Here is a 21,011-nt window from a genome sequence, read left to right as displayed (position 1 = left end):
CGCGTTCCCGTACCAGCAGGCCTACCTGCCCTACAACCGCCTCGTCGACGGAACCGTCCATGACTGGTAACCGGGCACCACTAATGACCGGGCACGGCTGGTAGTCAGGAAATAGTGCCGGGCGCAAAGAAGGTCCCGGGCGGGAGTCGAGGCTCAGCCGCCCGGGACCTGGCTTTGTGCGCCTGGGTATGCTCCCCAGGAAAACTCGGGGTTAGTGAATGAGTTCCCTGGTCATGCCGAAGGGGACCTGATCGGACAGCGCGGCCGTGTAGTGGCCGGGCTTGTGCCGGGTGATCAGGATGCCGTGCGTCCCTGTTGCCATGGCGATCTGCTGGAGTCCGCGAACGGCGTCGTCGAGCCGTTCGTCCAGGACCTGGCGGCTGTCGACTTGGATTTCAATGCACTCGGTTATTGTGGTCATCGCTCTGTTCTTTCTTGGGAGTTACTCGTTGGCCCCAATAATTGAAGCGACAATAACGTCATATTTATCGGCCAGTCAAATCACCACGCGGGCTCTCCTCGGAGCCTGTCGGAGCCGAAGATTCGACAGGCTCCGACCACGTGGCGCTGACCTGCAGTTCCACCGCCGCCGCCGTCCCGGTCGTGAGGATGCTCACCCCGGATCAGCCGGGGAAGAGCGAAAGGTGTTCATGCACGCACCAGACCCTGCCTTCCCCGCTGCGGCTGAAGACGATTGTCTCGCGTTCGTCGCTCGTGTGGCGTCCTCCGTCCGCGTCTGTCCGGGCCGTCGTGACCACACGATGGGAAAACACCGCGGTTGGCCCGAGCAGCTGAATGCGCTGATCCTGGCTGCTGCACTCCAGCACCTGCCAGCCTGATGCCAGCCAGCCGTCCCAGAGGGCGCGGTAGTCGGACCTTGACGCGGGGCTCTCCGCTTCCGGGTGAAAGATGAAGGTAGCATCCGGGCTAAAGGTAGCGAAGTAGGATTCAGTGTCGCAGGCCGCGAACGCTGCGATCAGACGGTCCGCAGCGTCTTGGACCTCCCTGAGGCTGAGGTCGTGGTCAACGGGCCTGGCCGAAGCCGTGGGCTCTGCTGCCGCCAGCGTCCGTGCCACTGCCCGGATGGGTGCACCGTCGGCGCCGGGGATACTCAGCGGAAAGAGGAAAACCTCGACCCCGGAGCCCGACTCCAGGGCCTCGTGAACCTGCTCGAGGCCCGTGAGGTTCTCCACGATGATGCAGCCGTTTCCGGCCAGGATGTCGTGCGCCGGGAAATCGTGGGCGGCCGCGGATACGACCGCTCCGGCATGGGGGGTGGGATCCACGCTCAAGGCGTCGAGGCCCACGGCGCGGTAGCCGCGGTCAACGATCAGCTGCGCCGCTTCGGCGTCGAGCCACGGGTGTTTCAGGTAGCCTTCCGTTCCCCATGCCTCAGCGAACCCGGTCCGCAGCAGGAGGAGCCTTGCCGGGTGGCCGGGGCCCGCTGAGGCAGCAGCGGCCGGGGCAATCCCCGAGAGATGAGCGGCGGTGATGGGACGTCCGTGTTCCACGCCGCGGAGATCCACCAGCTCGGCGGTCCCGCTGAACAGCTCCAGGGGAAGTTTGTCCAGGGACGCCCAGCTGTCACTGACGTGCAGCGGCGCGTCGGCGTGGGTGCCGGAGTGGGTGCCGATGGCGAGCGAGAGCACGTTGGCGCCTTCTCCGGCCACGGTCAGGGCTGATTCGATGCGAACTTCGGGGTCCCCGGGGTAGACGGGCATGCCGGTGACCAGCGGAACACTGAGATCCATCCAGGTCACGGCCTTGCCGCCAGTTCCGCGTCGCGCTCGACCTGACGCTGCAGGCCCGTGCCGGTGCCGCCCACCGGCACAATGTTGCCTGCCGCGTCGCGGACGGGCGGCACAGCGGTGTTCTTCGAGGGGATCCAGCGCGGCCCGGCGGCCGGGAACACTTCGCGCGGCTCAGGGAAGGCCCACAGCAGGCCCAGGTAGAGTACGGCGGCTAGCACCAGCGATGCCGGCAGGCTGATGTCAACGCCCCCGGCCAGATTTCCGAGGGGTCCCTGGAACTGGCCGGGCATGTTGACCATGCTCAGGCCGGCTACGGCGCTGACCAGCCACGCGACCATCCCGCGGGGGTTCCAGCCGTGGTTGAACCAGTACCGGCCTCCGGTCTGGCGACGGTTGAAGACCTGGAGGGCATCGGCGTCGTACCAGCCCCGACGGGTGATGAAACCGATGATCATAACCACCATCCAAGGTGCAGTGCACGTGACGATCAACGTGGCGAAGGTGGAGATGCTTTGCACCAGGTTGAAGGCGAAGCGGCCGACGAAAATGAAGGCGATGGCCAGGACACCGATGAACAGGGTGGCCTGCACGCGGTTGAAGCGCGGGAAGACGCTGCTGAAGTCCAGGCCGGTGCCATAGAGGGAGGTCGCGCCCGTGGACATTCCACCGATGAGGGCGATGGCACAGAGCGGCACGAAGTACCAGGCCGGGGAAACTGCCAGCAGGCCGCCGACGTAGTTGGGAGCCGCAGGATCCATGAACTCCGGCGCCTTCGTGGCGATAATGGAGGCCGTCGCGAGCCCGAAGACAAACGGAACCAGTGTGGCCAGCTGGGCGAGGAGCGCGGCACCCATGACCCGGCGCTTGGGAGTGCTGGTGGGGATGTAACGTGCCCAGTCGCCCAGGAACGCGCCGAAAGAGATCGGGTTGGACATCACGATTAGTGCGGCGCCGATGAAAGCCGGGATGAATCCGGCGATGCCCACGCCGTCAAATCCGGTCCCGAAAGCGCCCTCGAAATTCAGGTTGAGGTCACCGGCGAAGGCAACGAAGCCAACGATAAAGAGCAGCGTGGCTGCGGTGACGGCAATTTTGTTCACCAGCAGCATGAACTTGAATCCGTAAACACAGACGGCGAGCACCAGAACTCCGAAGACGCCGTAGGCGAGGGCAAACGAACCCATCTCCTGCGGCAGACCCACCAGCCGGTTCAGGCCGCCGACCAAGGCATCGCCGGAACTCCAGACGGAGATGGAGAAGAACGCCGTGGCTGTCAGCAGCGACAGGAACGACCCCACAACCCGGCCGTGCACGCCCAGGTGCGCGGAGGAGGACACTGCGTTGTTGGTCCCGTTCGTAGGGCCGAACACAGCCATCGGGGCCAGCAGGAGGGCGCCGACCACCAGCCCTGTGACCGTCGCGGCGAGGCCTTGCCAGAAGGAGAGCCCGAAGAGGATGGGGAAAGCACCCAGGAACGCCGTCGCGAAGGTGTTGGCGCCTCCGAATGAGACCCTGAAGAGATCGAAGGGGCTGGCGTTCCGGTCCTTCTCGGGGATCCGCTCGATGCCGTAGGTCTCCACCTCGGTGACCTTGCCTCGGTTCCGTGTATCGGGGGCGGCAAGGCCGCGCCGTGCGTCGGACATGGTGTTCTCCATCCAGCTCATCATCCAGGGTGAGTTGCTTAATAAGCATCACAAGTTGATTGGAAGGCTACATTGTGAAGCGGCTCACAGCAAGGGCGGCAGGCGTTGCGCCATCGGTGGCGCCTCTTAGGTGAGGACGGTGAATTCTTCCGCGGGATAACGGACTCCGTTGACCTGCAGCTGCAGGGTGTGGCCGCCGGGGTGGTGGACGCGCGTGGTCATTTGGCGGAAGGCGTGGCGCTTCGAAAAGGTCCGTGACTCGCCCGGGGCCAGGACGGCCGTTCCCAGCTTGAACACCTTCTCCGCGCGGGTGCCGTTGGCCTTGGCGTAGTGCACCACGTAGTCGACGGCGAGCCGCGCCTCCGCCGGTCCGGTATTGGACACCGCAAACGTGAAGCCGAGCTCCCCGGGAAGCTCGACGACGGCGCGGTCCAGCTGCGGTGCCGTCACGGCGAGCGAAGCAGGCGGGAATCCCAGCAGTTCCAGCGCGCCGGGGTGGGCCTTCTTAAGCAGGGTACGCAACCCGTGCCGGACCACCTTGGACGTGTTCCCGTCGGGCTCGGCCATCCATCTGGCCGCCGTGGCAACCACTTCGTCAGGGGCGTGGCGGGCCAGGTCGTTGAGGTGGTTGGCCACCGAGCGCCGGACATCTTCGACCGGGTCCCGGTACAGGGCGTCGAGGATCGGCAGGGTGGCGGCGGGCCTGTCCGTGATCTCCGGGACGCGGATCGCCCACGGCAGGTAGGCCCGGGTGCCCTCGCTCGCGAGCCGGCGGACGTGCCAGTCCGGATGGGAGGTCCAGTCCTGGATGACGGCCAGGGCCCGGTCAAGATCGGCCGCGAGGAGCCGCCGGATCGCGAATTCCCCGGTGAGCCGCGGCGTCAGCTCGGCGAGGAGCGCCAGGCAGTCCTCGAAATCGCCGGGTTCCGCGCGCGTCAGAGCGAGGGTCACCGCAGCCTCGGTCACGGGCCAGATCATCCAGCCGGTGAAATCCGGATCCTCCAGCGCCCGGCGGAAGATAGCCGCCGTGCCGGCGTAATCTTCCGGCAGGTCAGCCAACAGGGCGCGGCTCAGGAGGTCGGTGCGCCCCCGCAGGCTCAGTGGATCGAGGTGCCCGCCCGTGCCGGCGAGGCCCGGGAATGTGCGTCCCGGCGAGGCAGCACCGAGGATCCGCTCCAGCGAGCGGACGGTGCCCGCGTTGATCAGTTCATTCATGACGCCCATGGCATCAGGCTACCGGGGAGCGCTGCGCGGCAGCAGCGGGGCCTTGCGCCCCCGCTGCTGCCGAACCGGGATATTCTTCACAAAGGAAATGTCCAGACACGGCGTAGAGGCGGATGCGGAAATGGCTAAGGAAACTACCGGGAAATCGCCCGGCCGGTGGCGCGTATTCCACGACAAGTTCGTGGTGGAGGAACGCTACATGGAGGTCCGGGACCGGAAGAACCTGTACCGGATCGCCGTCGGCCTGGTGATTCTTGGCGTCGTCCTGTTCCTCTCGATCCTCGCCGGTGTCCTTCAGCAGGGCGGCCTGACCGCCGGCGACGAACCGGTCCGCTCCTGGCTCCTTACTCTCCGTTCCGAACCGCTGACGACCATCATGATCATTCTCGCGGTCGTTTTCGGACCCGTGGCACTGCCGATCATCATCCTGGTGGTGACGGTCGCCTGGGGGCTGCTGGCCAAGCACGCCTGGCGACCGATGCTCCTGGCCGGGGCCATGCTCACCGGGGTGATCCTGGCCCAGATCATCGGGCGCACCATTGACCGCCAGCGCCCGCCCGTGGACCTTATGCTCTTCGGCGCCGACTTCACCTTTTCCTTCCCGTCCGGCCACGTCCTGGGCGCCTGCGACTTCCTGCTGGTCAGCACCTTCCTGATTTTCTCCCGCCGGCACAACCGCATGGCCGCCGTCGCAGGCTTCCTGCTGGCCGGCGTCGGGATCTTCTTCGCCGCGGTAAGCCGGCTGTACCTGGGCTACCACTGGCTGACCGATGCGCTGGCCTCACTGTCCATCTCGTTCGTGATCCTGGGCGGCGTGATCGCCCTGGACACCTGGCGGACCGCCCGGGTCCGCGGCGAGGAGATCACCGGAACACTCTCCAAGGCCGATACCAGCCAGACCTAGGTCCGGCGTGACCGTAGCCGACTCAGCTCGCCCTGCAGCCGGGCATTGACGGCTTCCAGCTCCAGCACCTTGGCCACCCCGGCAAGATTCAGCCCCTCCTCCAGCAGTTCGCCGATCCGCTGCAGCACGGCCAGGTCCGCGTTGCTGTACTGCCGCGTTCCGCCGGCGGTGCGGTCCGGCGTCAACAGGCCCTTCCGCTCGTAGAGCCTGATGTTCTGCTGCCCGGTCCCGACCAATTGGGCCACCACGGAGATCGCGTAAACGCCCAGCTCCTCACCACGTTCGGTCATGGCGCTCCTTCGCAGATATTCGATGTTCGGTTTCCCTCTTGCATCAGTTTCGCACCGGTGCTATAAAAAATCTATATCCACCACTACAGATAATCGGGTGGTTTGGATACAGGAAAATGGCACACTTATCTCCCATAAAGGAGTGGGAAATGATGTTGATGCGTACGGACCCGTTCCGTGAACTGGACCGGCTGACGCAGCAGGTCTTTGGAACGACGGCACGGCCGGCGGCCATGCCTATGGACGCGTGGCAGGAAGACGACGAGTTCGTCGTCGCATTCGATCTTCCCGGCGTCAACGTTGACTCGGTGGACCTCGATATCGAGCGCAATGTCCTGACCGTCCGGGCTGAACGGCGCGATCCGACGCCCCCCAATGTTGAACTGATTGCCGCGGAGCGGCCGCGCGGCGTCTTCAGCCGCCAGCTCATCCTTGGCGACACCCTGGACACCGAGAAGGTCAGGGCGCAGTACGCCGACGGTGTGCTGACCCTCCGCATTCCGGTGCTGGAACGGGCCAAGCCGCGGAAGATTGAAATCACGCACACGCAGGACAAGATGCAGGAGATCGGGACGTAACTGGGCGGCGGACGGACCCCGCCAGTTCACCGATGCGGGCGGGAACCAGCCGGCGCCAGCGGCGCCTGGTTCCCGCCCGGTCCGTACACCGGTCCGTCCAGAGGGCGGTGAATGGCATGAACCGAGATCCCCGTGGCTACTACGCTGCACTGCGCGTACCGCCGGATGCGACGGCCGCCCAGATCCGGCATGCTTTCCGGGCGCTGATGCGCCTCCGCCATCCCGACGTCGGACTGTCCGCCGGAGGTGGCCAGGGTGACGTGCACGACGGCGACGAGGCGCGGCGCATCCTGGAGGCTTTCGCAGTCCTGCGGGACCCGAAATCCCGGGCGGAATACGACCCCGACGGCGGCGTTCCCGGCCCCGGCGGTGCCGTTGCCGGGAGCCGGAACGTTCCGGTGAGGCTGCACAGGGATGCCCAGCCGCTGTTCCGGGCCACCCCGGTGCGCTGGGAACGGGGGCCGTCGTGACCTCGGGCCATGGCCGGGCGCAGCACCAGCCATGAAACGACGGCCGAAAACACACTTCAGAAGGACCACAGAAGGAGGGCGGCCATGAGCGCATGGCGCCGCTACGATTCGCATCTTATGCCGGTCTTCCACGAGCGCTTCGAGGCCCGGTGGGGCCAAGGCACCGCGCCGTTCCTGGACCCGGAAGCCCACGAAGCGCCGCTTCCGCGGGCGCAGTGGATCAATGTCGACACCGGGGCCGCCCTCGCGGTGGTTCCCATCTGGACAATCGATGACAGCCAGCACCGTTCCTTCGGCGTCTTCTACCTGCCTCCGGGCGGGGACATCTGGGTGCTGCGGCCGGGCTACACGAGTTACCTGGAACCTACCGCTGACGAGACCGAACAGCTTCACTCGTTGCGGAACGACGCTTTCAAGAAGGCCGTAGCGCACGCCAAGGAATTCCTGTTCGGGCCTGAGGCCGCGTCGTACTGAGGCGCGGTGAATGCTTGCGCGGTCAGGGACCCGGACCGGCCCGCGGGCGCCGGTCGTGGCGCGGGGGTGCGCCACGGCCTAAAATCAGTCCACTGCCGGAAATTACATAGGGGAATCCACTGATGAAAGCATCCGCCAAGGACTTGGCCGCGCTGCTGCCGCCGCGCTTCACGCTGGGCGTGGCCACCGCCGCCTTCCAGATCGAAGGCGCCCTGGACGAGGACGGCCGCGGCCCCTCGGGCTGGGACCACTTCGCGGCCAGGCCCGGTGCGATCGTAGGGGACCACAGCCCCGCCGTAGCGTGCGACCACTACCACCGGATGCCCGAGGACGTGGCCCTGATGAAGGAACTCGGGGTTGATTCCTACCGTTTTTCCCTGTCCTGGTCACGCATCCAGCCCGGCGGCAGCGGCCCGGTCAACCCCGCGGGCCTTGATTTTTATGACCGGCTGATCGACCTGCTGCTGGCCAACGGGATCGCACCGATGGCCACGCTGTATCACTGGGACACGCCGCTGGAGCTGGATGAAGCGGGCGGCTGGATGAACCGGGACACGGCCTACCGGCTGGGAGAGTTCGCCGCGATCGCGGCGGCCGCGTACGGAGACCGGGTCACCCGCTGGGTGACCGTGAACGAGCCCGCCACGGTCAGCACCAACGGCTACATGCTGGGGATGCACGCGCCGGGCGAAGCGCTCATGCTCAAAGCCCTGCCCAGCGTCCACCACCAGCTCTTGGGCCACGGGCTGTCGCTGCAGGCACTCCGGGCCGCCAACGTGCCCGGCGAAATCGGGATCACCAATGTCTATTCACCAATGGTGCCCGCTTCGGTCAATCCGCTGGACAAGCTCAGCGCCGGCCTGATGGACATGGCCCAGAACCGGCTCTATGCGGACCCCGTGCTGCTTGGCAAGTACCCGGACACCATCCGGGCCGCCACCTTCTTCTCCTCGTTCAGCCCGTCCAGCGAGGACATGGAGCTGATCTCGCAGCCGCTGGACTTCTATGGGCTCAACTACTACATGCCGACCCGCGTGGCCTCCGGTCCGGGGGACGGCGCCGTGCCCAAGGGGATGGCGGAGGCGATGGGCGACGACCTGAGCGGCACCACGCCCGGCTCACCGTTCCATATTGCGTCCTTCCCTGACACCGAGACCACCGCGTACGGCTGGCCCATCAAACCGGAGTACATGGCCGTCGCGCTCGCGGAGATGGCCGAGCGATACCCTGACCTTCCGCCGGTCTATATCACCGAGGGCGGGGCGAGCTTCGAGGACCTTGAGATCCAGGGCCCCGACGGCGGGCTCATCATCCCGGACGAGCGACGGGTGCGCTACCTGGCGGACCACATTGCCACCGCCCTTGAGGCGACGTCACCCGGAGGCGCGGCAGCGTCCGTCGACCTGCGCGGCTACTACGTGTGGTCACTGATGGACAACTTCGAATGGTCGGCCGGCTACAGGCAGCAGTTCGGGCTGCTGCACGTGGACCGGGAAACCCAGGAGCGCACGAGGAAAGCCTCGTTCTACTGGCTCCGGGAAGTCCTCAAGGCGCGGCACCGGAGTGCCGTCCCGGAGGCTCCCGTCGCCGCCGCGGCGCCGGAGGCCGGCGTCCAGTCTGCCGCCGCCGCGGTGGGGGCTTCCGACGTCGAACGCCCCCACCCTGTGGGCTGAGCCCAGCCGGGGCAGGTTAGAGCAGGTCCAGGTCCTGCAGACTCTTCGCCATGCCTGCGCCGTCCGGGGAGTAGATCCACGGGACCTGGGAGCCGGTGTGGTCGCCGGTCTCCGAGTGGCCGCCGGCCAGGACGGATTCGCTGGCGGAGAGCTGGCGGATGCCGATGGCGGCCACCAGGTCGCCGTGCTGCTGGGCGAAGTGTGAGTAGATTGCCTCGTCGTGCTGCCCGTTGTCCCCGAAGAGCAGCCAGCGCATGTTCGGAAACTCCTCGGCGAGCAGTTCCAGGTTGCGGCGCTTGTGCTCCTGGCCGCTGCGGAACCAGCGGTCCTGGGTGAGGCCCCAGTCCGTGAGGAGCAGGGCGCCCGAGGGGTACATGTTCCGGGTGATGAAGCGGCCCAGGGTGGGGGCTGCGTTCCACGGCCCGGTGGACAGGTAAATCACCGGCGCCTCCGGGTACTCCACCATCAGCCGATCCATCAGCACGGCCATCCCCGGCGTCGCCATCCGGGCCCGCTCGTTGAGCACAAAGGTATTCCACAGCGCGAGGAACGGCCGGGGGAGCGCGGTGACCATGATCGTGTCATCGATGTCGGAGACGATTCCAAGTTTGGTGTCGGGGGAAATGACGAAGATCTTCGCGGTGGCAGGCTCGGTCCCCTCGGCGCGCAGCACGGCCGAGTGCCAGCCCGGCGTGAGCTCCACCTGCACCACCGTGTCCACCAGCCCGCCGCGGTCCGCTTGCACCCGGGCCGTAACGCCGCCGATCTCGATTTCCACCTCGGAGTATTGGATCGGTACGGACGTGAACGCCCGCCAGCCGCGGATGTTCTGGTTGCCGTTCTGCGCTGCCTGCTCCGCCCGGCTGCCGGGGTTCGGCTTGCTGGTCAGCACCACCCGGCCGAGTACCCGGACCCACGTGGTGGAGCCGTAGCCCTGGTATGCGACGGTCTGCGGGACGAAGTCCCAGCGGCGGGCAGTTTTCAGACGCAGAGTGTTGACGGTATCCGAGACCCAGTGCGCCAGGCGGAAAGCCCGGTTGCCGGTGGCCGGTTGCTGGGCGGGTGATTGCTGTGACGCCAATTCCATGCCTCCACTCTCCCACATGGGCCTGTTCCACAGCCGTCTGCGTCCGGGGGTGCCACGGTTCAGGTGTCGCCCAGCATGTGGCGCAGCCCCATGGCGTTACGGACGGCGTTGCCGCCGCCGTCGTTGTTGAAATACACAAACACCTCCTTGCCGGCCTCCTGCCATTCGCGGATCCGGTCCGCCCACCAGCGAAGGTCGTCGTCCGGGTAGGAGCCTCCGTAGAGGTGCTCCCGGTCCGGTCCGTGCAGCCGGACGTAGACGAACCCGGCGGTGGCGCGGAGGACGCACGGGAGGCCCGCTCCGCTCATGATGCAGTATGCGGCGCCGTGCCGCTCCAGCAGCGCGTAGACCGCGGGTTCGTCCCAGCTGGGGTGGCGCAACTCCACGCTGACGCGGATCCAGTCGGGAAGCGCCGCCAGGAAGTACTCCAGCCGCTTGTCGTCCCGGGGGAAGTCCGGGGGCAGCTGGACCAGCAGCACCGCCCGATTCTCACCCAGTTCATGCCAGCTCCGGGAGATCCGCTCGATCCACACCTCCGGAGCGAAGAGCTTCTTGCCGTGCGTCAAGCCGCGGGGGGCCTTGACGGACAGCAGGAACCCGGGCGGAAGGCGCCGGCGCCAACTGGCGAACGTGGTCTCCCGGGGCCAACGGTAGAAGCTGGCGTTGAGCTCCACCGTGGCGAAATGGGCCGCGTAGTACGCCAGCCGCTCCCGCGCCGGCAGCCCGGGCGGGTAGAACACGTCCTCCCAGTGGTCATAGCTCCAACCGCTGGTTCCGACGTGCACACGTCCGGCCTGGTGCCTTTTCAGCATCTACGGATCCTAGTCCCAAGGGAACCGCGTGTGGCACTGTAAGTCCATGGCTCGCATCGAGGATTACGCACTGGTCGGCGATCTGCACACTGCGGCCCTGATCAGCACCGAAGGCTCGATCGATTGGCTCTGCCTGCCGCGGTTCGACTCACCGGCGTGCTTCAACGCCCTGCTGGACACGCCCAGTGCCGGGCGCTGGCTGCTCGCGCCGGAGGGCGGCGGCGAATGCACCGGCAGGCACTACCGCCAGGAGACCCTGATCCTGGAGACCGAATGGGTGACCCCCACCGGGGCGGTCAAGATCATCGACTTCATGCCGCCCCGCGACGGGGTGGCGGACATCGTGCGGATTGTGGTGGGCGTCCGCGGTGCGGTCAGGATGCGCGGTGAGCTGGTCCTGCGCTTCGACTACGGGCACATCGTCCCTTGGGTCCGGCACGACGAACACGGCATCCATGCGGTCGCCGGTCCGGATGCCGCGTACCTCGTGACCGAGGCGCCGCTGCGCGGCGAGCGCCTGCGGACCATCAGCGACTTCACCGTCAGCGCGGGGGACCGGGTGCCGTTCGTCCTCACTTGGACGCCGAGCCACCTGTCCCGGCCGCGCACGGTCGACCCGGAACGAGTCCTTGCGTCCACCGAGGAATTCTGGCGGCAGTGGACTGCCAAGTGCACTGTCTCCGGGCCCCACCGGGCCGCAGTGCAGCGCTCCCTGATCACGTTGAAAGCGCTGACGTTCGCACCTACCGGCGGAATCGTGGCGGCCGTGACCACCTCCCTGCCGGAAGAACTGGGCGGCCAACGGAACTGGGACTACCGTTTTTGCTGGCTCCGCGACGCCACCCTGACGCTGCAGGCGCTGCTCGCGGCGGGCTACACGGAAGAGGCCGCTTCCTGGCGCGACTGGCTGCTGCGGGCCGTAGCGGGGGACCCCAAGGACCTGCAGATCATGTACGGCATCCACGGCGAGCGCCGCCTGCCCGAGGTGGAGCTGCCCTGGTTGCGGGGGTACGAGAACTCCGCCCCGGTCCGGACCGGGAACGGCGCGGCCGGACAGCTCCAGCTGGATGTCTGGGGCGAGGTCCTGGACTGCCTGTCCCTGACCCGGAATTCGCTGCTGACAAGCACCGACGAGTCCTGGGACGTGCAGCTGGCACTGATGGAGCACCTGGAGTCAGTCTGGGACCGGCCCGACAACGGGCTCTGGGAGATGCGCGGGCCGAGGCGGCATTTCACCCATTCCAAGATCATGGCGTGGGTGGCCGCCGACCGGATGGTCAAGGGCGTCAGGGATTTCGGCCTGCCCGGCCCGGCGGACCGCTGGGAGGAACTCCGGGACACGATCCATGCCGAGGTGATGTCCCGGGGATTCGATGCCGAACGCAACACCTTCGTCCAGTCCTACGGGAGGCCCGAGCTCGACGCCAGCCTGCTGCTCATCCCGCGCGTCGGGTTCCTGCCCCCGGATCACCCGCACGTGATCGGCACCATTGATGCCGTCCAGCGCGAGCTCACCCGCGACGGTTTCCTGCGCCGCTACAACCCGGCAGAATGCGACGACGGCCTGCCCGGCGAGGAAGGGGTTTTCCTGGCCTGTTCGTTCTGGCTGGTCGAGGCCCTCTTGGGGGCGGGCAGGCACCACGAGGCGCACGAATTGTTCGAGCGGCTGCTGGCGTTGCGCAACGACGTCGGTCTCATGAGCGAGGAATGGAGCATCGAGGACGGGAGGCAGCTGGGAAACACCCCGCAGGCGTTCAGTCATTTTGCGCTCGTGAAGAGCGCCCTGGAGCTGCAGGAAGACGGCGTACACCGCAGCGACACTCCGCTGCCGGGGCGTTGACGGTGAAGTCCGGTTCTTGAGTCCCTGGCGTTGTTCCTCCAGGCCGTAGATAAGTATACTTACTAATATCCCAACGTGGGGTGGAGGATAAAGGAGTGTGCGATGGCTGGCTATTTTGAACTCGTGGACGCGCCCGACGGCGGCTACAGGATCCGCATGCTGGACGGAACCGGCAGCCTGATGGCCGTCTCCGTCACTTTTCCCACGAAGCGGGCAGCCGTGGCCGGTATCGCCCAGGCCCGCGAAATCGCCGGAACGGGACTCATCCGGGACCGCAGCGCCGGCAGTCAGGCCGCGCCGGTGGGTCCGCTCTCCCGGGTGACCAGAAGAACCGCCGGCGGCGCCGGCCGGGGGACCTCGCTGTCCGGAGGATCGCTGGCCGCAGGAAAGCGGGCGCGCGCCCACCACTGAGTGGTCCGCTCCGCGAGATGACACGTCGCCGCAATGTTGTCGCCGAACACTGCCGTGAAATGCGAACTCGGCATACGCTAGCCGGATGACACGACATCACCTGCCCGGCCGAGTCGCCGTAGTCACCGGCGCCGGATCGGGGATCGGACGGGCGGTAGCCCGGCTCATGCTCGCCGACGGCTACCGGGTGGTGCTGGCCGGCCGCCGGGAATCGCCGCTGCTGGAAACCGGCGCGGGACATGCCCAGGCGCTCGCCGTTCCGTGCGATGTGACAGTGCCCGACGACGTCGAACGGCTGTTTGCCGAGACCCTCAAGCTGTGGGGCCGCGTGGATGTGCTGTTCAACAATGCCGGTGTGTTCGGCCCCGCCGCCTCCGTGGATGAGATCAGCCTGGCCGACTGGGATGCCACCGTGTCGGTGAACCTGACCGGCTCCATGCTGTGCGCCGCCGCCGCCGTCCGGGCAATGAAGGCCCAGTCGCCGCAGGGCGGGAGGATCATCAACAACGGCTCGATCGCCGCACATTCGCCCCGGCCCCGGACCGTGGCCTACACGGTCACCAAACACGCCATGACCGGGCTGACCAAGAGCATCGAACTCGACGGCCGCGGCTTCGGGATCACCTGCGGCCAGATTGACATCGGCAACACGGCCACGGAGCTGATGGACACGATCGGCGTCGGCTCCGGCGCGGTCCAGGCCGACGGCAGCAGCCGTGTGGAACCGACTTTCCCGGTGGACGAGGCCGCCCGTGCGGTGCTGCTGATGGCCGGGATGCCGCCTTCGGCCAGCGTCGGATCCCTCGTCATCACCGCAGCCGGGATGCCGTTCATCGGACGGGGCTAGCCGGGCGCTGACAGCTTAGAGCGGCAGCAGGGCGGACAGATCGGCACGCAGCCCCGAGGCAGCCACGCGTCCGGCGTCGACGGCGTCTGCCCAGCTCAGCCGCCCGCTGACCATCGCCAGCCAGGTGGCGGCGTCGCACTCAATGACGTTCGGCGGAGTGCCGCGGGTATGGCGCGGGCCTTCCACGCACTGCGTCACGCCGAAGGGCGGGACCCGCACCTCCACCGAGTTTCCGGGGGCACGGGCGGTGACCTCCTCCAGGGAGTAGCGGACCGCCGTCGCGAGCGTGTTGCGGGGGACCGGGGTGCCGGCCTCGGGGCCGCTGTTCGCCTGCCATGCGGCGAGGGCCGCGCGGCCCTCATCGATGGCTATCCGGCGTCGGGCTACGGCCATGGCTAGTCGAGCAGGGCCGAGACGGCGTGGCCCAGCCGGATCTTGCCCACCGGCCGGCCGCCGCCGAGTACGGGGGTGACCACCTTGTCCAGGACACTGGCCACCTCCGGGACTTCGACCGCGCCGGCTGCGGCCAGCAGGGTCAGCCCGACGAGCGTGGTGGCGCGGATGTTTCCGTCCAGGATCTTGATCGCGACCGAGGCGCCGGTGGGGGTGGCCATCACCAGTACGCCCTCGGCGCCGATCTTGGCGAGGATCCCGAGGTCGTCCATCACCACCGTGTTGCACTCGCCCTTGCCCTGCACTGCCCACGGGTAGTCCAGCATCGACGTGGCAATCGTGGCGGCGCGGGCATTGGAGTTCTTGTCCCCGGGGGCCTTGGCGAGTTTGGAGAAGGCCCGGGCCAGCCCGGTCAGGGAGACGGCGGCCACGGGGGCGCCGCAGCCGTCGATGCCAAGGTGGGCGATGCTCTCGCCGCAGTACTCCTCGATCACTGAGCGGATGCGCTGCTGCAGGGGGTGGTTCGGTTCGAGGTAGCTGCGGGTGTCCCAGCCGTTTTCGGTGCAGGCCCAGAGGAACGCGGCGTGCTTGCCGGAGCAGTTGAAAGCGAGTTTGGACTGGCCCCGCTCGGTGCGGACCAGCCAGGTGCGAGCGGTCTCGTCCTCGGGCCAGGCCACCGGGCACTGGAGCTGCTCTTCCTTGACGCCGGCGGCCTTGAGCATGCCTTCGACGACGTCCATGTGGTCCAGTGAGCCGACGTGGCTGCCGCAGGCGATCGCCGCCTGCGCGCCGCGCAGGGGGACGCCGGCCTGCATGGAGGCGAGGGCCTGCAGCGGCTTCAGCGTGGACCTGGCATAGATCGGCGTGGTGATGTCGCCCAGTTCGGTGACGACGGTGCCGTCCCCGGCGATGAGGACGGCGGAGCCGATGTGCCGGGACTCCACGAAGCCGCTACGTTCGACGACGGCCAGTTCGACGGCGGACTCGACGGTGAAGGTGGCATGCGAATTCAAGGGCATGCAGCAAGTCTATGGTGCCCGGCGGGGATACCCGGTTATTCCACGGTCACCATCAGCGACTGCCAGCCGGACGCGCCGTCGGGCACGGGATCCGCGCGCTTGTCTGTCTGGACCTCGCCGGTTCCGTCCGTGGCCCGGGCCTTGATGTAGTGCGGGCCCGGGGTGGCTTCCCAGTCGTAGGACCATTGCCGCCAGGTGACCAGCGAGGCCTCCTCGGAGAGGGTGGCCTCGGCCCAGGGGCCGTTGTCGATCTGCACCTCAACCTTGGTGATGCCGCGCGTCTGGGCCCAGGCGGTCCCGCCGATCGCGACCCGCCCGGCCGGCACCTTGGCGAAGGACTTGGGGACCTCGACGCGGGCCATGGTCTTGATGGGGCCGCGCTCGGACCAGCCGCGCTGCGTCCAGTAGGCCTTGCTGTCCGCGAAACGGGTGACCTCCAGGTCCACCACCCACTTGGTGGCGGAGACGAAGCCGTACAGGCCGGGAACAACCATCCGCACCGGATAGCCGTGTTCCAGCGGCAGGGCTTCACCGTTCATCCCGATCGCCAGCATGGCGTCCCGGTCATCCTGGAGGACCTCCAGCGGGGTCGAGGCGCTGAAGCCGTCGACCGAGGTGGAGAGCACCATGTCCGCGCCTTCCTTGGGCCGGGCCATCTTGAGCACGTCACGGATGGGCATGCCCAGCCATTTGGCATTGCCGGCCAGGTTCCCGCCCACCGGGTTGGACACGCAGGTCAGGGAGACATGGGACTCGATCAGGTTCGCGTCCAGCAGGTCCTGGAAACTGAGCCGGACTTCCTGTTCCACGAGACCGTGGATGCGCAGCTCCCACTCCTGGGCGTTGATTTCGGGCACGCTCAGGGCGGTGTCGATGCGGTAGAAGTCGTTGTTGGGCGTCAGCCACGGCGTGACCCCGGGCGCCTTGGACTGCACCCCGGCGGGCACCGCGGGAGCAGGCTTCACCGGCGTCGGGAGCTGGAGGGATTCGCGGGCCTGGGCCACGTTGCTGCGGGCCGCGCTGAGCATACGTCCGCCGGTCGCGGCGATGGCCGATGCCGCCGCGGTGACTCCTGTCGCGGCGAAGAAGGCGCGGCGGCTGGTGGCGGGACGCTCCGGGTCCTTGGCGGCCAGGTCAGCGTCCATCTCCGGCCACGGCTGCATCCGCCACAACCTCGTGACGAGGAACCGGAGCGCAATGAGTCCGGCCGCGGTGCCGATCAGCGTAGGAATCGCATCCAGCGGCCGCACACTGGCCCGGGTCACCACACTCCCGACGATCACGGCGCCCATCAACAGCACGCCCGCGACGCCGAGGGCCCACTTGCGGTAGGCCACAATGCCCAGGACGCAGGCGAGCAGCAGGATGGTCACCGCCATGCCGACGAACAGCGCAAGCTTGTCATTGGTGCCGAACGTGGCGATCGCGAAATCCTTCATCCACGACGGCGTGAAATCGATGAAGGTCGAGCCCAGGGCGATCACCGGCGTCGCCCGCGCCGTGAAGAACGCGCCGATCAGCTCCGCCACTGACAGTACGACGGCCGCCGCTGCGACCCCGGCCAGTGCGGCGAGAGCGGTGGGACCGGACAGAAGCCGGGCCGGCCTGTGCTTGCCGGGATGTTTCCGGGCGGGCTTCCCTAGGCTGAGTTCTTCCGCGGGGGGCGTCTGCGTGCTGGGCTTCTCCATAACTAGTCTTCGCAGCCGCACGCGCCGCGGATGGCCCGGGGCGGGGCTTCCGTGGGGACATGCCCTCCCCTCGGGCGGAAGGATGAGCACGTGGGCACTATGTCCAGTGGGTCCGGCCGGGGCTGGGCATGTTCCGTGGGCGGAGGTGGCTGCGCGTGGGGCATGCCCTCCCCTCGGGCGGAAGGATGAGCACGTGGGCACTATGTCCAGTGGGTCCGGCCAACGCTGGGCATGTCCCGCGGTGGTCACAGCTTAGGAGCCTGCCGGGTCCACAAAGTACCCTTGGGAACTGTGAAGGTACTTGTCATCGGCCCCGGCGGCCGCGAACACGCCATTGTCCGATCCTTGCTTGCAGACCCGAACGTTACCGAGGTCCACGCGGCCCCGGGCAACGCCGGCATCAGCAAACTGGTCCCCACACACGCCATCGACGCCAGCAACCCCGACGCTGTCGCCGCCCTGGCCACCAAGCTCGCCGTCGACCTGGTGGTGGTCGGCCCCGAGGCGCCGCTGGCCGCGGGCGTTTCCGACGCTGTCCGCGCCGCGGGCATCCCGGTGTTCGGCCCCAGCAAGGCCGCGGCCCAGCTTGAGGCCTCCAAGGCGTTCGCCAAGGAAGTCATGGCCGAGGCCGGTGTCCCCACCGCGATGGCCCGGGTGGCCGGCAATGCCGAGGAAGCCGCCGACGCGCTCGACACGTTCGGCGCGCCCTACGTCGTCAAGGACGACGGGCTCGCCGCAGGCAAGGGCGTGGTGGTCACCAACAACCGGGACGAGGCCCTCGCCCACGCGCAGAGTTGCTTCGATGCCGGCGGCACCGTGGTGATCGAGGAGTTCCTGGACGGCCCCGAGGTCTCCATCTTTGTGCTGTGCGACGGCCGGAACACCGTGGCCCTCTCCCCGGCGCAGGACTTCAAGCGGATCTTCGACAACGACGAGGGCCCCAACACCGGCGGCATGGGCGCCTACACCCCGCTGGAATGGGCCCCCGAAGGCCTCGTCCAGGAGGTTCTCGACCGCGTCGCCCAGCCCACGGTCAACCAGATGGCACTCCGCGGCACCCCGTTCGTCGGTGTGCTCTTTGTCGGACTGGCCCTGACGTCCCGCGGCACCCGTGTGATCGAGTTCAACGTCCGCTTCGGCGACCCGGAAACCCAGGCGGTCCTCGCCCGCCTCAAGACCCCGCTCGGCGGGCTCCTCATGGCAGCGGCCAAGGGCGAACTGGACAAGGTCCAGCCCCTGCGCTGGTCCAGGGAGACCGCCGTCGCCGTCGTCGTCGCGGCCGAAAATTACCCGGACGCCCCGCGCACCGGTGACCGGATCCGGGGGCTGAAGAAGGTCGAGTCGATCGAAGGCGTCCACGTGATCCACGCCGGCACCAAGCTGGACGACGAAGGCAAGGTTGTGTCCGCGGGCGGACGGGTCCTCGCCGTGGTGGCGCTCGGCACGGACCTTGTCGAGGCCCGGGAACGGGCGTACGACGGCGTCGAACTGGTCCAGCTCGACGGAAGCCAGTTCCGCACCGACATCGGCGGCAAGGCGGCCCGCGGCGAGATCAAAGTGCAGACGCCCGGCGCCCCTGCCGCCACGAAAGCGAAGGCCTGAGCATGACCCGTGAATCCCTGCCGGATGCCACCGAACCCACACCGTCCGCGCCGAAGGGCGGCCTGGACACCGCGACGCTGGACCTGCCGGGCTGGAAACACATCTACTCCGGCAAAGTCCGCGACCTCTATGTTCCGGTGGACGAGTCCATCACGGAGCGCATCGGCCAGGAGTGCGTCCTGGTCGTCGCCAGCGACCGCATCAGTGCCTATGACCACGTCCTCGCCAGCGAGATCCCGGACAAAGGCCGCATCCTGACCCAGCTGAGCCTGTGGTGGTTCGAACAGCTGGGCGTGGAGCACCACGTGCTCGCGTCCACAGTCGACGCCGGCGTGCCCGCCGCGGTGGAGGGCCGCGCGATGATCTGCAAGAAACTGGACATGTTCCCCGTCGAGTGCATCGCCCGAGGCTACCTCACCGGCTCCGGGCTCGTGGAGTACCGGGAGTCCGGCACTGTGTGCAGCATCCCGCTGCCGGAGGGCCTGGTGGACGGGTCCCGGCTCGACGAGGCCATCTTCACCCCCTCCGCGAAGGCCGAGGTGGGCGAGCACGACGAGAACATCACCTTTGACGCCGTCGTGGCGACCGTCGGGGAGGGCATCGCGTCCCGGCTGCGCGAACTCACCCTGGAGATCTACACCAAGGCAGAGGCCATCGCCCGTGGCCGCGGCATCATCCTGGCCGACACCAAGGTGGAATTCGGCTTCGACGTCGCTACCGGCGTCATCACGCTGGGCGACGAGGTGCTCACCCCGGACTCCTCACGTTTCTGGGATGCCGCCACTTACGAGCCCGGCAAGGCCCAGCCTTCCTACGACAAGCAGTACGTCCGCGACTGGCTGACCTCGGCCGCGTCCGGCTGGGACAAGTCCTCGGACGTGGCACCTCCGGCGCTGCCGGCCGACGTCGTGGCCCGCACCCGCAGCCGCTACGTCGAGGCCTACGAGAAACTCACCGGCCGGACGTTCGCCTAGGGTGTCAGGACGCGGCCCGCTTAGGCTCCGGACGACGAGGCGGCCTCCGCTCGGCGCTGGGCCAGCCGGATTTCCAGTACGGCGTCCATCGACTGCTGGACCCGGTCCGAGGCGCCGGCCGCGCTGAACTCCTTCTGGGCTTCCTCGAGATAGACCAGGGCCTCCTCGGAATCGCCGGCCGCCTTGAGCGCCTTGCCGAGCAGAAGCGACACTTCGCCGGCGGTGTGCTTGGCGAGTGCGTCCTTGTCGGCGTGGATCTCGCGCAGTTTCTGGACGGCTGCGACGATGTCCCCGGTCAGGTAAAGCCAGCGGGCCCGGATGAACGCCACCTCAAGCTGGTCCGTCTTGTTGCCGCCCACGATCGAGAGCGCCAGCTCAGCGCGCTCAATCGACGTCAGCGTCTCCGGCTCCACGATCCCGGAGGACAGGCGGACGGCCGCGGAGGCCTTGTTAAACCGGGCCCAGAGGTCAATGTCGTTCGCGGGGGAGAGCAGCTGAGCCGCCCGCTCGTGGTACTTAATGCCCTCCGGGTAGTCATGGCGCATAAAGGCCACGTTGCCGATCACCCAGGCGACCTCGCCGGCCAGCTGGGTCATGGAATGCTCGTCCATCTGATCGTTCATGGCCTGGCAGTATTCCCAGGCCTCGTCCAGCCGGCCGCTTTCGGCCAGCGCCCCGATCAGCGCCCGCAGTGCGCCAATGACCAGCGTGGAGCCCTTGGGCAGTTCGGCGCAGAGCCGCACGGCCTGCTGAGCATGCTCGACGGCGGCGGTCAGCTGCCCCTGCCCCTGTGAGGCCGCGGCGAGCATCTGCCGGGCACGCACCCCCAAGCCTGCCGATTCGGCGGCCATAGGGTGATCCAGGAGCCGCTGGACGATGTCCTTGCATTCTTGCCACTGACCCTGCTTGATCAGGCATTCAGCCTGCATATAGGTCATGTTCCACCAAGCGCTGGTGTTCCTGGCTTCGAGGGCGATTTGGGCCGCTGCCGCGGCATGGGTCGCTGCCAAGGAGTAGTCGCGCAGATCCCAGGCCTGGCGCGCATACAGGCCCGAGAGTACATATTCCGCGTCACTGACGGACACTGGCTGGCTCCACGCTTCCAGCGCCTTAGGCGCAAGCTCGAGCCGTCGGGCCAGCTCCTCGATGACGTCGGCCGTCGGTTCACGGCGTCCGGTCTCCAGCAGGGAGATGTAGCTGGGCGAGTAAAGGTCCCGGCCCAATTCCGCTTGCGTCAGGCCACGCTCAAGCCGTTCCGCTCGGAGTTTCTCCCCGAATCCGTTCCCCACGGATACCTCCTAATTCCGGACAATCTTTGTACTAAATGCTTG

Annotated in this window: 21 protein-coding genes; 10 read left to right on the top strand and 11 right to left on the bottom strand. The window is 67.6% G+C overall.

Annotated elements, in window-relative coordinates:
* Positions 1–211: 211 nt before the first annotated feature.
* The 4 genes from AC6EUH_RS03325 to AC6EUH_RS03310 form a co-directional block, all read right to left on the bottom strand.
* A complete protein-coding gene (locus tag AC6EUH_RS03325; RefSeq protein WP_056433817.1) occupies positions 212–421 on the bottom strand; it encodes a hypothetical protein in 210 nt (69 codons plus the stop codon).
* A gap of 202 nt (positions 422–623) precedes the next feature.
* Positions 624–1,751 carry a cyclase family protein gene (locus AC6EUH_RS03320; RefSeq protein ID WP_499737788.1) on the bottom strand — a complete coding sequence of 376 codons (1,128 nt, stop codon included), beginning with the start codon at positions 1,749–1,751 and terminating at the stop codon, positions 624–626.
* Positions 1,752–1,756: 5 nt separating this feature from the next.
* On the bottom strand, positions 1,757–3,394 hold the full coding sequence (locus AC6EUH_RS03315; protein WP_499737787.1) for a purine-cytosine permease family protein: 1,638 nt from the start codon (positions 3,392–3,394) through the stop codon (positions 1,757–1,759).
* 126 nt (positions 3,395–3,520) lie between these two features.
* A complete protein-coding gene (locus AC6EUH_RS03310; protein ID WP_499737786.1) occupies positions 3,521–4,618 on the bottom strand; it encodes a DNA alkylation repair protein in 1,098 nt (365 codons plus the stop codon).
* Between the two features lie 121 nt (positions 4,619–4,739).
* On the opposite strand from AC6EUH_RS03310, the gene AC6EUH_RS03305 reads away from it, so the two are divergent.
* Positions 4,740–5,522 carry a phosphatase PAP2 family protein gene (locus AC6EUH_RS03305; protein WP_499737785.1) on the top strand — a complete coding sequence of 261 codons (783 nt, stop codon included), beginning with the start codon at positions 4,740–4,742 and terminating at the stop codon, positions 5,520–5,522.
* On the opposite strand, the gene AC6EUH_RS03300 is transcribed toward AC6EUH_RS03305, so the two are convergent.
* Positions 5,519–5,812 carry a MerR family transcriptional regulator gene (locus tag AC6EUH_RS03300; protein WP_056433810.1) on the bottom strand — a complete coding sequence of 98 codons (294 nt, stop codon included), beginning with the start codon at positions 5,810–5,812 and terminating at the stop codon, positions 5,519–5,521. The two genes, AC6EUH_RS03305 and AC6EUH_RS03300, sit on opposite strands and share 4 nt — an antisense overlap.
* Before the next feature lie 152 nt (positions 5,813–5,964).
* Between AC6EUH_RS03300 and AC6EUH_RS03295 the strand changes: the two genes are divergently transcribed.
* The 4 genes from AC6EUH_RS03295 to AC6EUH_RS03280 all read left to right on the top strand — a co-directional run bounded on the left by AC6EUH_RS03295 (position 5,965) and on the right by AC6EUH_RS03280 (position 9,007).
* The gene (locus tag AC6EUH_RS03295; protein WP_056433883.1) at positions 5,965–6,390 is read left to right on the top strand and encodes an Hsp20/alpha crystallin family protein; all 426 of its coding nucleotides are present in this window, start codon (positions 5,965–5,967) and stop codon (positions 6,388–6,390) included.
* Positions 6,391–6,506: 116 nt separating this feature from the next.
* Positions 6,507–6,860 carry a J domain-containing protein gene (locus AC6EUH_RS03290; RefSeq protein ID WP_499737784.1) on the top strand — a complete coding sequence of 118 codons (354 nt, stop codon included), beginning with the start codon at positions 6,507–6,509 and terminating at the stop codon, positions 6,858–6,860.
* A gap of 84 nt (positions 6,861–6,944) precedes the next feature.
* Positions 6,945–7,334 (top strand): hypothetical protein, encoded by a 390-nt coding sequence (locus tag AC6EUH_RS03285; RefSeq protein WP_056433804.1) that lies wholly within the window; start codon positions 6,945–6,947, stop codon positions 7,332–7,334.
* Positions 7,335–7,456: 122 nt separating this feature from the next.
* Complete coding sequence (locus AC6EUH_RS03280) at positions 7,457–9,007, top strand: GH1 family beta-glucosidase (protein ID WP_499737783.1); 1,551 nt, start codon at positions 7,457–7,459, stop codon at positions 9,005–9,007.
* Positions 9,008–9,023: 16 nt separating this feature from the next.
* On the opposite strand, the gene AC6EUH_RS03275 is transcribed toward AC6EUH_RS03280, so the two are convergent.
* Entirely contained in the window at positions 9,024–10,094 is a 1,071-nt protein-coding gene (locus AC6EUH_RS03275) for an App1 family protein phosphatidate phosphatase (RefSeq protein ID WP_056433799.1), read from the bottom strand.
* 59 nt (positions 10,095–10,153) lie between these two features.
* Positions 10,154–10,906 carry a DUF72 domain-containing protein gene (locus AC6EUH_RS03270; protein ID WP_499737782.1) on the bottom strand — a complete coding sequence of 251 codons (753 nt, stop codon included), beginning with the start codon at positions 10,904–10,906 and terminating at the stop codon, positions 10,154–10,156.
* 46 nt (positions 10,907–10,952) lie between these two features.
* Between AC6EUH_RS03270 and AC6EUH_RS03265 the strand changes: the two genes are divergently transcribed.
* From AC6EUH_RS03265 to AC6EUH_RS03255, 3 genes are all read left to right on the top strand, one after another.
* Positions 10,953–12,746, top strand: a complete 1,794-nt coding sequence (locus AC6EUH_RS03265) for a glycoside hydrolase family 15 protein (protein WP_499737781.1) — start codon at positions 10,953–10,955, stop codon at positions 12,744–12,746.
* A gap of 102 nt (positions 12,747–12,848) precedes the next feature.
* The gene (locus AC6EUH_RS03260) at positions 12,849–13,157 is read left to right on the top strand and encodes a YegP family protein (protein WP_056433790.1); all 309 of its coding nucleotides are present in this window, start codon (positions 12,849–12,851) and stop codon (positions 13,155–13,157) included.
* Positions 13,158–13,242: 85 nt separating this feature from the next.
* Entirely contained in the window at positions 13,243–14,004 is a 762-nt protein-coding gene (locus AC6EUH_RS03255; protein WP_499737780.1) for an SDR family oxidoreductase, read from the top strand.
* 15 nt (positions 14,005–14,019) lie between these two features.
* Here the strand turns inward: AC6EUH_RS03255 and AC6EUH_RS03250 are convergent, their stop codons facing one another.
* Genes AC6EUH_RS03250 through AC6EUH_RS03240 form a run of 3 tightly spaced genes read right to left on the bottom strand, consistent with a single transcriptional unit; the run spans position 14,020 to position 17,104 of the window.
* The gene (locus AC6EUH_RS03250; RefSeq protein ID WP_056433784.1) at positions 14,020–14,397 is read right to left on the bottom strand and encodes a sterol carrier family protein; all 378 of its coding nucleotides are present in this window, start codon (positions 14,395–14,397) and stop codon (positions 14,020–14,022) included.
* Between the two features lie 2 nt (positions 14,398–14,399).
* On the bottom strand, positions 14,400–15,416 hold the full coding sequence (locus AC6EUH_RS03245) for an asparaginase (RefSeq protein ID WP_056433782.1): 1,017 nt from the start codon (positions 15,414–15,416) through the stop codon (positions 14,400–14,402).
* Positions 15,417–15,451: 35 nt separating this feature from the next.
* Positions 15,452–17,104 carry a molybdopterin-dependent oxidoreductase gene (locus AC6EUH_RS03240; protein WP_499737779.1) on the bottom strand — a complete coding sequence of 551 codons (1,653 nt, stop codon included), beginning with the start codon at positions 17,102–17,104 and terminating at the stop codon, positions 15,452–15,454.
* A gap of 291 nt (positions 17,105–17,395) precedes the next feature.
* Here AC6EUH_RS03240 and purD point away from each other — a divergent pair, with 291 nt between their 5' ends.
* Together purD and AC6EUH_RS03230 are read left to right on the top strand one after the other, a co-directional pair.
* Positions 17,396–18,706, top strand: coding sequence for a phosphoribosylamine--glycine ligase (gene purD / locus AC6EUH_RS03235; protein ID WP_056433779.1), 1,311 nt, complete (start codon positions 17,396–17,398; stop codon positions 18,704–18,706).
* A 2-nt stretch (positions 18,707–18,708) separates the two neighbouring features.
* The gene (locus AC6EUH_RS03230; protein ID WP_056433776.1) at positions 18,709–19,680 is read left to right on the top strand and encodes a phosphoribosylaminoimidazolesuccinocarboxamide synthase; all 972 of its coding nucleotides are present in this window, start codon (positions 18,709–18,711) and stop codon (positions 19,678–19,680) included.
* 20 nt (positions 19,681–19,700) lie between these two features.
* Here AC6EUH_RS03230 and AC6EUH_RS03225 read toward each other — a convergent pair whose 3' ends face one another.
* Complete coding sequence (locus AC6EUH_RS03225; RefSeq protein ID WP_499737778.1) at positions 19,701–20,969, bottom strand: helix-turn-helix domain-containing protein; 1,269 nt, start codon at positions 20,967–20,969, stop codon at positions 19,701–19,703.
* Positions 20,970–21,011: the final 42 nt, after the last annotated feature.

It is taken from the genome of Arthrobacter sp. 001422645 (genome assembly GCF_059816125.1).
The sequence above is the reverse complement of the archived record's forward strand: the minus strand, read 5'-3'. Positions and strand labels throughout refer to the sequence as shown.